The organism is Nanoarchaeota archaeon, assembly GCA_018897155.1.
Lineage (GTDB): Archaea > EX4484-52 > EX4484-52 > EX4484-52 > LFW-46 > LFW-46.
Genome location: JAHILE010000036.1, coordinates 1 through 8,428 on the forward strand (window position 1 = coordinate 1; position 8,428 = coordinate 8,428).

Sequence of the window (8,428 nt, forward strand, 5' to 3'; positions counted from 1 at the left end):
ATAACTCCTATTCGTATCTCCGCTTGGCGCAACCACACCATTCGTCGTATTCCAGCTTGTGATTTTTGTATTGTTTATTATGCCAATACCCTGGATCTTGATATATGATACGTTGCTGTCATTTAAGCTTTGCAGCTTGAGCCAGGACGTATCCACATCGGTAATCCTTAAAGTTGCCGTCGTCCCGTTTACAATCACTGGAACTTTCAGCAACCACTCTTTATTTCCTAAATCCTCTAGATAAAAAGCATTAGCTATCGACTGATTTATTGAGGTCATATTCTCGTCGGCATTTGCTCCGTAAACATATATCGCCCAGCCGGACGCGCCGTTTGTGTAGGAAGACATTGCAAATGCAGGTGATGCAAAATACGCAAAAACCGAAATCAGAATAACTGAAAATGAAATCAGAAGAAGTTTATTATTGCTCTCTCTCTCTCTCTCTCTTTATGTCCAGAAAAAGCGATGACACCATGCATGACTACCAATTACTATTGCGCACGACGGCTATATATAGATTTATAGATTATATGATTTTGCGCGAAATTCTCATTTCGCCTCTTTTTCAAGTTCCTTAAGGATTTTCTCCATTTTTGCTTTCAGTTCAGGCAAATCATATTTTACAACATCCCAAACAACATTCATGTCAACGCCAAAATAATTATGCGCTAATTTATCACGCGTGCCTGTAATAGCACTCCATTTTATCTGCGGGTATTTAGCGGTGAATTCAACAGGCAGATTTTTTGCAGCTTCTCCGACTATTTCTATTTCCCTGATGATTGCGCTTTGCCTCATTTTATCCGTTTCAAATTCGCTTTTCGAAAGCCTGAGAGAAAAAGATTCCACGTTTCTGATGCTTTCAAGAATGTGCTTAATGAAAATTGCGGGATCCTTTTTCATATGATTCGTACCTCCTCATTCAGGATTCGTTCCTTCAAAAGAGGATTAATCCCGTTATATGTTAAAAGATCAACGTCTTTTCCAATGGATTTTTCTAATTCCATCTCAAGCCCAACAAGATCAAACAGGCTGAACTTTTTTGCCTTTACTTTTATCAGGATGTCGACATCACTTTTTTTCTTCGCCTCCCCTCTTGCATACGAACCAAATATCCCTGCCCGTACAACACCATTGCGCTTAAGAATCGGAATTATGGCTCTTTTAATCGCCATCATATCATTTTTCATATCTTTCACCTATTCTATTATCAATTTTTTGCTTAATAAGGTTTTTTTGCGTTTTTGTCACCTTATGCATTTCATGCATAACGCCCTCATTATCACCCAATGCAGTTCGCTTTGGCAGCCACTTTTCCCCAATGCATTTCACCCGCCGCCAGCATCACCAAATCCTTTCGTTCACCATGTTCACTTTAGGCTTTTTTGTGCCTACGGACACAAAAAATGCATTGCAGCCTTTTGCCATCTCGCATGGAAACACAAGGCAAAACCTTAGGCGTATTTCAGCCACGTCCGAAACTCAAGGCGTGCCACTATTCAAGCATAAACCTTCTTTTCGCCATCCATAAAACTATTTCGATTTCCAAAATCCGTCGCGTCTTCATCCCGCAGCACCGTCCAATGCTCGTCCAAAATTCGTCGCCTGGACTGGAAACCGAATCCGTCGCTTTTTCAACCAGTATTCGTCGCCTGAAGTTTCCATAACATGCTGCTTTTCAGGCGAAATTTCTGGCAAATATCAATTCCGCATTTGGAAATTTACTTTTGCATCCTTCGGGCTGAACTCATAATAAACATTGTCGTCAAACCAGGCGCATCTGAAATTCTCCAGTTTTATCTTTGTCCGAAAAGACAAACCTGAAGCATAGAAAAATAATTGCGAAGCCACTTTTTCTACATTCTCAAAAGCAGCATCAGGCTTAAAATCAAGCACGTAAACCCGCCCGTTTCTTATCTGCAATACATCTATGTGCCCGCAGATGCTTGCATTAAGGTTTTTCTCAAAAAGCCAGACAGGAACTTCGCACGCAACAGTAGAAGAATCATTTATTAGCATGAAATTTTCAACTACGGAATGGCGTTCTTTATTCCTGTCGCATGCATGCAGAGCCAATTCAGCCAGCCGGCATGCGTTGTTGTACTTGCCTTCTTTTCTTACAGAAATGTTGATTTTTACCTGAGAGCATCTATCCTCGATTTTCTTGAAATAATCCGGGCATCCTGCTTCAAATCCCTTCAAATAATTTCCAAGACCTGAAAAACCGTTTACACAGAAAGATTCAAGCTTTGGAATGTGATATTGAAAGTCGTAATTCAGTCCGTTGTGCTCAAATGTCTTTTCAAAAAGAACATTTTTCCCATAATCTTTCAAAAAATCAGTGCGCAGCTTGTTATATGTGCAGATATTCGAAAATTCTTTAAGCCATGAATGAACCGCGCTTTTTGAGATATTGACCTTAAAGCGCCTGTTTGTATTATTGGCGGATTCCTCAAGCGTATTGCCGAGATTATAAGCGCATAAAGTGTTTGTGATGATTTTCGGGCTGTAAGTCTTTCCAGCCATTTCATCATCGACAAACGTCTTGCCGCAATTCCTGCAAAAATAGAGTTGCCTGAAATTGAGTTTTGTCTTACGCATACCTTTTTTTAATAATATTCTTTTTGCCGCACACCTTACAAGAAATGTTTTCTGTTTGCATTTCAGAAACCTTTTATTTCAATGATTTTTCATCTCGTCACTTCAAACCCCTCAACCTGCGCTTTTAATTCGCGCGCCTTCTGATTTTTCTCAAAATGTGTGCGCACCGGCGCAACCATTTCATTAATGCTGCGCGCAACCGCCGCCTTCAAATCCATCGGGTGAATCTTTCCTGCCGTGTATTGCTCTTTCAATTCATTAAAATTTGCAAGCTCCAAATCGCCGCCAAATTTCGCCGGGCGTTCAAGTTTCAGTTTGTTGAATTTCGGGAAAACAAGATACTCCGCATATTCCATAATCGGGTTCTCTCCTACCTGCTTTTCAGGGCAGTATGCCTTTGTGATTTTGCGTTTCACATCTTCCTCGGAATCGGTCATAAATATTGCTGAATCAGGAATTGATTTTGACATTTTCATTGCGATTGCGCGTTCTGTTGCGTCTTTGATATCGGTTTTCGGCTGTCCCAGGCCCATCAGCATGTGGTGATGCACTGCAACCGGCTTCCAGAATCCTAATTTAGGCCCGGTTTCGCGCGCAAGCATATTCACCTTGCGCTGGTCCATCCCAAGCTGTGTTATATCTGCTTTCAGCTCGAAAATATCCGCAGCCTGCATGCACGGATAGAAAATCTGCGAAGCGTATAGCGATTCCGATTCGCTTCGGCCCATTATCTGCGAGCAGCGGATTATTCGGTTCATGGTTGTGGTTCGCGCGACATTCATCACGGTTTTCCAGTAAGTGTCCTCTTTCATTAATTCACTCGCCCAGACGAACTCCACATTCTTGAAATCCATGTCGCAGGCGCGCCATATTTCAATCAGGTATTTTCCGACAGCCTGGATTTTTTCAAGATCGCCGCCCATTTTGTTGTTCGCCCATGCGTGCCAGTCTGCGACAAACATCTTGAATTTGCAGCCTGCTTTTGTCATGCGGTTCACGTTTGTTGCGCGCAAAATTCCCTGCGCAAGATGCATCTTTCCTGACGGCTCGAAACCATCATAGGCTATAGGATGCGCTTTTTCTGCAAATAGCGCGCGAAGCTCATCTTCCGTGATTATTTCTCCGCCTTCAGCAACTGATTTTACAAGAACTATTCTTTCTTCGAGATTCATGAAATTACATTTGTATATACTTTTTTATAAATAGCAGTATATCGTTTTTGAGTTTCGCATCTTGAAATAAGGCAAATTCTTTCTCATCCATAAGATTCTTGTAGCCTCCGCACCACATATTCGCTCTTTTTCTGAAGAAAAAATCAGCCATTTTTTCTGCATCATCCCAGCCCCATTTGTCATGGCAATAAACTATGTGTTCAAGAACATATTGTTTTATGAATTCTTTGTCGAGGCTCATTATTTCTGATTCTGCTTCTTGTTCCTGTACTTTGCCACCCTCGTCGCTTAATAATGATTTAAGATACGTTTCAGGGTTTTTTGCAGCTTGAGATATATGAACCATTTCATGCGCTACTAAAAACAATACTCCTGAAATAGACAAAAAACTCTTTGCAGAGTTCAGATAAAGTAATATTCCGCGTTCATATTCAGATGCAGATGCAGATGTAATAAAGACCTCGCTCCAGCAATCGGGTTCGTATGGATGAATCTCTTTGTCAGACACAAATTCGCCTGTAAGTATGTATATTTTCCAGCCTTCGGGATAGCCGATTTTATCCGCAAGATACTTGACATTTTTTGGAAAATTTTCCATGTTGTTTTTCCAGAATTCCTGCCGATTTTTGAGAAGTCCGTCTCTTGCTTTTTGCAATCCCAAATCTCCAAGTTTTTTGTAATCGAAAGAAGCCATGGCAAGACCTGAAAAATAATGAGTGGGGTCGCCGCGATTTTCAGATTTCCGGATATTTCCGCCCTCGCGAAGCGAGATCGGTGGTTTTTCTCTTTCTTCAACACGAAGTGTTGGAGATGTGAAAAAACGAAGTTTTTTCTTCATCTACCCGGATTTGTCTTTCTCTTTTTACAAAAAGAGAAAGAAATCGTTTGAACGCGAATCGCCGGCTGTTTCTAACCGCAATGGGTCGCTTCTAAGCCGAGCACGCTTAGCTTTTTCGGGTGCGAAAAAGTGTGAAAATTCGAAGAATTTTCAAGTGTGCGAAGGGTTTCCGCCCTCGGCAAAGCCGAGGTCGGTGAAAGCGTGAACCGATTTTGCGGTTCCCCGAAGCCGGAAGTCTACCATTCTAACATGCGAAGCAAGTTGGAAGCTTGTGAAAGCTTGCTTTCACAAGAAGTTATCCTACGACCCCTTCGCATTTTCATTGTGATATCAACTTTATAAAAAGAGCGCGACTTATCAACCGTTATTTAAGGAAAACGGTAGTGCATTGGTCACTACAGCCCATCTAAAAAGCTTAAATTAATGCTTTTGCATAACGTTCCTTGCGGGTCCGTAGCTCAGTTTGGATAGAGCAGGGGCGTCCTAAGCCCAAGGTCGTGGGTTCAAAATTGTTCTTTTCCGAAAGAACAATGAATATCTCACCGGGCTCGCCATTCTTTTATTTGGCGTGCGTTCCATATTTTGTCGCAGATATCAGGCTGTCAAGAAGATTCCTTATTTTATCTATTCCGCCGACGCATTTCATTACGATTTCCGGCTCATCGTCGCCGTCAACGCTTTCTATTTCTATTGTTCCGATATCAAGAAGCCGCTCGATGAAGTTCTGCTTTATTGTGTAGTTTGCCACACGGTCTGTCTGAAGATACGTTTCTTCTATTGAAAGAATTCCTTTTTTCTCGGCAATTCTTTGGTCGGATATATAGAACCGGTTTACACGTATGCTGATTTCAGCCCACAAAATATGCAAAAGCCCGATAATTGGCAGAATAAATAAATATGGCGTTAATGTTGCGGGAATAGATATGCCTGCAATGCCGAAGTATACGACAATCCATGCCATTATCCAAACGAAGCCGGCAAGATACAATTTTAAAAATGCGATGCGCGTGGAATTGAACTTAAGGAGCATCTTTTCGTTCATGAGAGATTATTTGCGCGCGGGAATATTTATATTGATTAAACGATTCATCTGCCCTAAAATGAGCTTTTTATACTTTGCATGCGAAGATGAATTATGCTTGAAAAACTGCGCGACGCGCTCTCAAAGTTTGCGCGAATCGGAGTTGCTGATAAAAATGCAGTGGACGCGCTGATAAAAGAGATTCAGCGCACGCTGATTCAGTCAGACGTTGATGTTAAGTTGGTTTTTGACCTGTCAAAGCGCATAAAAGACGAAGCACTTGACGAAAAGATTCCAAAGGGACTTACGCGCAGGGAGCATATTATTAATATTGTACATAGTGAACTGACGCGGTTTTTGGGCGAAAAAGCTCCGGTAATAGAGCTTAAGGCGCAAAAAATTCTTCTTGTCGGGCTTTTCGGCTCCGGAAAGACTACGTCTTCCGCAAAAATTGCGAAATTCTACATGAAAAAAGGTCTAACAGTCGGGCTTATTTCCTGCGACACCTGGAGGCCAGCGGCGTATGAGCAATTAAAGCAGCTTGGTGAGAAAATCGGCGTCGAGGTTTATGGCGAACCGAAGGAAAAAAAAGCGTCTAAAATTGTGAAAGATGGTTTGAAGCATTTCGCGGACAAAAAAATTGTAATAATTGACTCTGCCGGAAGATCTGCGCTTGATTCGGAATTACGCGAGGAGCTGGAGGATGTTAATAAAGCTGCCGAAGCGGATGAACGTTTTCTTGTGCTTTCGGGCGATATAGGGCAGGCAGCAAAAAAGCAGGCAGATGAGTTCAATAAAATTGTCGGGCTTACGGGCGTAATTCTCACAAAAATGGATTCATCGGCAAAAGGCGGAGGCGCGCTATCTGCATGCTTTGCTTCAGGCATTAACGTGAAATTTATCGGAACTGGTGAAAAAGTTGATGATTTTGAGGTTTATGACCCTGTGCGATTTGTCGGAAGGCTTCTTGGAATGGGTGACCTTGAGGCATTGCTTGAAAAGGCAAAAGAGGCAATAGAGCCTGAAAAAGCGGCTGACTTTGTCCGCGGCGACTTCAATCTGCAGGACTTTTATAGCCAGATTGAATCCGTAAGCAAGATGGGCTCTTTTTCAAAGCTTCTTGAGATGATTCCCGGGATGAGTGCGGTAAAGCTACCAAAAGACATGATTGAAGTGCAGGAAAGCAAGATGAAGCGCTGGAAATACATCATGCAGTCTATGACAAAGGAAGAGAAGCTGAATCCGGATATTGTGGATTCCTCGCGAATACAGCGCATTGCAAAAGGCTCAGGCGCAAAACCTGAGGAGGTCAAGGAGCTCATCAAGAACTACAACCAGACAAAGAAGATGGTCAAGAAGATGCAGGGCGGAAAGGCGTTTAAGCGCGGACCTATGGCTGGTATGATGAAAAATATGGGTATGTAATGCAATTTCTAATTTTGATTCGTTCTAAAGTGATACTTTTAGCGATATTGGGTGCTGTTGCACAATTCGCAGAGCACATACACCTTAGCGTTATCTGCAAAGCTAAAACCGAGTCATTCAAAATTCTTGCGTTCAACGCTAAGATTTGAGCAAGAATTTTGGCATATATAAATCTTATGCAACAGCACCGCGATATTGCTCCAATATTAAGGTTTAAAAATTTGCGCGGATGTCAGTAAACTTGTGGATATTATGGACGTTTTGCTAAGGCTATTCAATCTACCTACTGAACATCTTGATGAACTCTTAGAAAAAGAAGAGATTGCGCGATTAAAAGGGCTTGCAGGAAACTACCTATTTATTGAGGATAAGAAAGTCAAATATTTCGACAAGTCCTACTCTAAGTTACTTACTAACGGGCAAATACCAAGTCTTAGTGAAGTGAAATTGTATTTTGTGCCTTTGAAAAACAAACAGTGTGCGTAATTTTTCATGTTTTACAAAAAATAGAATTTATTGTTTTTCTAACAACTTAGTGCTTTTAAAGCATTTAAATACAGGAATATAATTATTACTAATTAGTGATTATTATGAAATGGATAATTAATACGTTAATGAGCGCGGCTTTTTTCGTAATCTCTATAGCTGTACTGCTCCTCGTTTTCAACAGCTTTATGACAATCGCAGTGGCGCAGTCAAACAGAATGCTTGACTCAGAAGGCATTGGAATCGGCGCAACAAGCACTGGAATGGCTGTGAGCAAAACCGCAAGCGACGGGCAGGATGATTTGAGTATCGGAATCGCGCGAACAGAAGATAACGGGATTCTCATCCAGACAAAAGACGGAAGCATGAAGCTGAATCGGGATGGAATCGAGCTGCCGGGTTTGGTTTTTGAATAAAAATTCTATTTACGCTGCTTTACCATGCTGCGCAACCCCTACTGCAACAGCAATCCAGGCAAGGCCTCCGAAGAGGAACAAAAGAAATGCTATAAAAAGAGTGCCGTAGAATGAAGCGTCTGTAATGCCTAAAACGCGCTCAAGATGCCCTGCAAGCCATGAGCCAAGAAGCATACATAATGCGCCTATGATCCAGAAAAGCGCGAGTTTTCCTTCAGGAAGTTCCTGTTGATGCGCGGACATAATATATGTTTTGTGAGAATATGTATATATAGATGACTGCGCATGCAAGTGGTGGTGGACTGCACCCCTAAAAGTGGACAATTAGTTAAGTACACTTTCAACTAAATGATAGCTCTTTTTCTATGTATGCGCCGATAGCATTCATGCCTTCTCTTACAGTTTGAAAATCGCTGTTGTTCAAAACAAATCGTTGTATCAATCCAAAATCCCGTTCAATAGGATTCAG

General features: G+C 41.7%; 11 protein-coding genes. 3 read left to right on the forward strand and 8 right to left on the reverse strand.

Annotation, left to right across the window (positions count from 1 at the left end; genetic code table 11):
- The 7 genes from KKB09_04305 to KKB09_04335 all read right to left on the reverse strand — a co-directional run.
- Positions 1–348, reverse strand: a 348-nt coding sequence (locus tag KKB09_04305; protein MBU4300417.1) for a hypothetical protein, incomplete at its 3' end; no start/stop codon positions are given.
- A gap of 201 nt (positions 349–549) precedes the next feature.
- Positions 550–903: a DUF86 domain-containing protein gene (locus KKB09_04310; GenBank protein ID MBU4300418.1), complete on the reverse strand. Its 354-nt coding sequence runs from the start codon at positions 901–903 to the stop codon at positions 550–552.
- Entirely contained in the window at positions 900–1,190 is a 291-nt protein-coding gene (locus KKB09_04315) for a nucleotidyltransferase family protein (protein ID MBU4300419.1), read from the reverse strand. The genes KKB09_04310 and KKB09_04315 overlap by 4 nt, the downstream gene beginning before the upstream one ends.
- Positions 1,191–1,701: 511 nt before the next feature.
- Positions 1,702–2,601, reverse strand: coding sequence for a hypothetical protein (locus tag KKB09_04320; GenBank protein MBU4300420.1), 900 nt, complete (start codon positions 2,599–2,601; stop codon positions 1,702–1,704).
- Between the two features lie 89 nt (positions 2,602–2,690).
- On the reverse strand, positions 2,691–3,773 hold the full coding sequence (locus KKB09_04325; GenBank protein ID MBU4300421.1) for a tyrosine--tRNA ligase: 1,083 nt from the start codon (positions 3,771–3,773) through the stop codon (positions 2,691–2,693).
- Between the two features lie 4 nt (positions 3,774–3,777).
- Positions 3,778–4,611, reverse strand: coding sequence for a hypothetical protein (locus KKB09_04330; protein MBU4300422.1), 834 nt, complete (start codon positions 4,609–4,611; stop codon positions 3,778–3,780).
- A gap of 559 nt (positions 4,612–5,170) precedes the next feature.
- Entirely contained in the window at positions 5,171–5,653 is a 483-nt protein-coding gene (locus KKB09_04335; protein ID MBU4300423.1) for a PH domain-containing protein, read from the reverse strand.
- Between the two features lie 93 nt (positions 5,654–5,746).
- On the opposite strand from KKB09_04335, the gene KKB09_04340 reads away from it, so the two are divergent.
- The 3 genes from KKB09_04340 (at position 5,747) to KKB09_04350 (ending at position 7,959) form a co-directional block, all read left to right on the forward strand.
- Positions 5,747–7,057, forward strand: coding sequence for a signal recognition particle protein Srp54 (locus KKB09_04340; protein ID MBU4300424.1), 1,311 nt, complete (start codon positions 5,747–5,749; stop codon positions 7,055–7,057).
- A 252-nt stretch (positions 7,058–7,309) separates the two neighbouring features.
- The gene (locus KKB09_04345) at positions 7,310–7,543 is read left to right on the forward strand and encodes a hypothetical protein (GenBank protein ID MBU4300425.1); all 234 of its coding nucleotides are present in this window, start codon (positions 7,310–7,312) and stop codon (positions 7,541–7,543) included.
- A 104-nt stretch (positions 7,544–7,647) separates the two neighbouring features.
- Positions 7,648–7,959, forward strand: a complete 312-nt coding sequence (locus KKB09_04350; GenBank protein MBU4300426.1) for a hypothetical protein — start codon at positions 7,648–7,650, stop codon at positions 7,957–7,959.
- Positions 7,960–7,968: 9 nt separating this feature from the next.
- Here KKB09_04350 and KKB09_04355 read toward each other — a convergent pair whose 3' ends face one another.
- Complete coding sequence (locus KKB09_04355) at positions 7,969–8,202, reverse strand: hypothetical protein (GenBank protein MBU4300427.1); 234 nt, start codon at positions 8,200–8,202, stop codon at positions 7,969–7,971.
- Positions 8,203–8,428 lie beyond the last annotated feature (226 nt).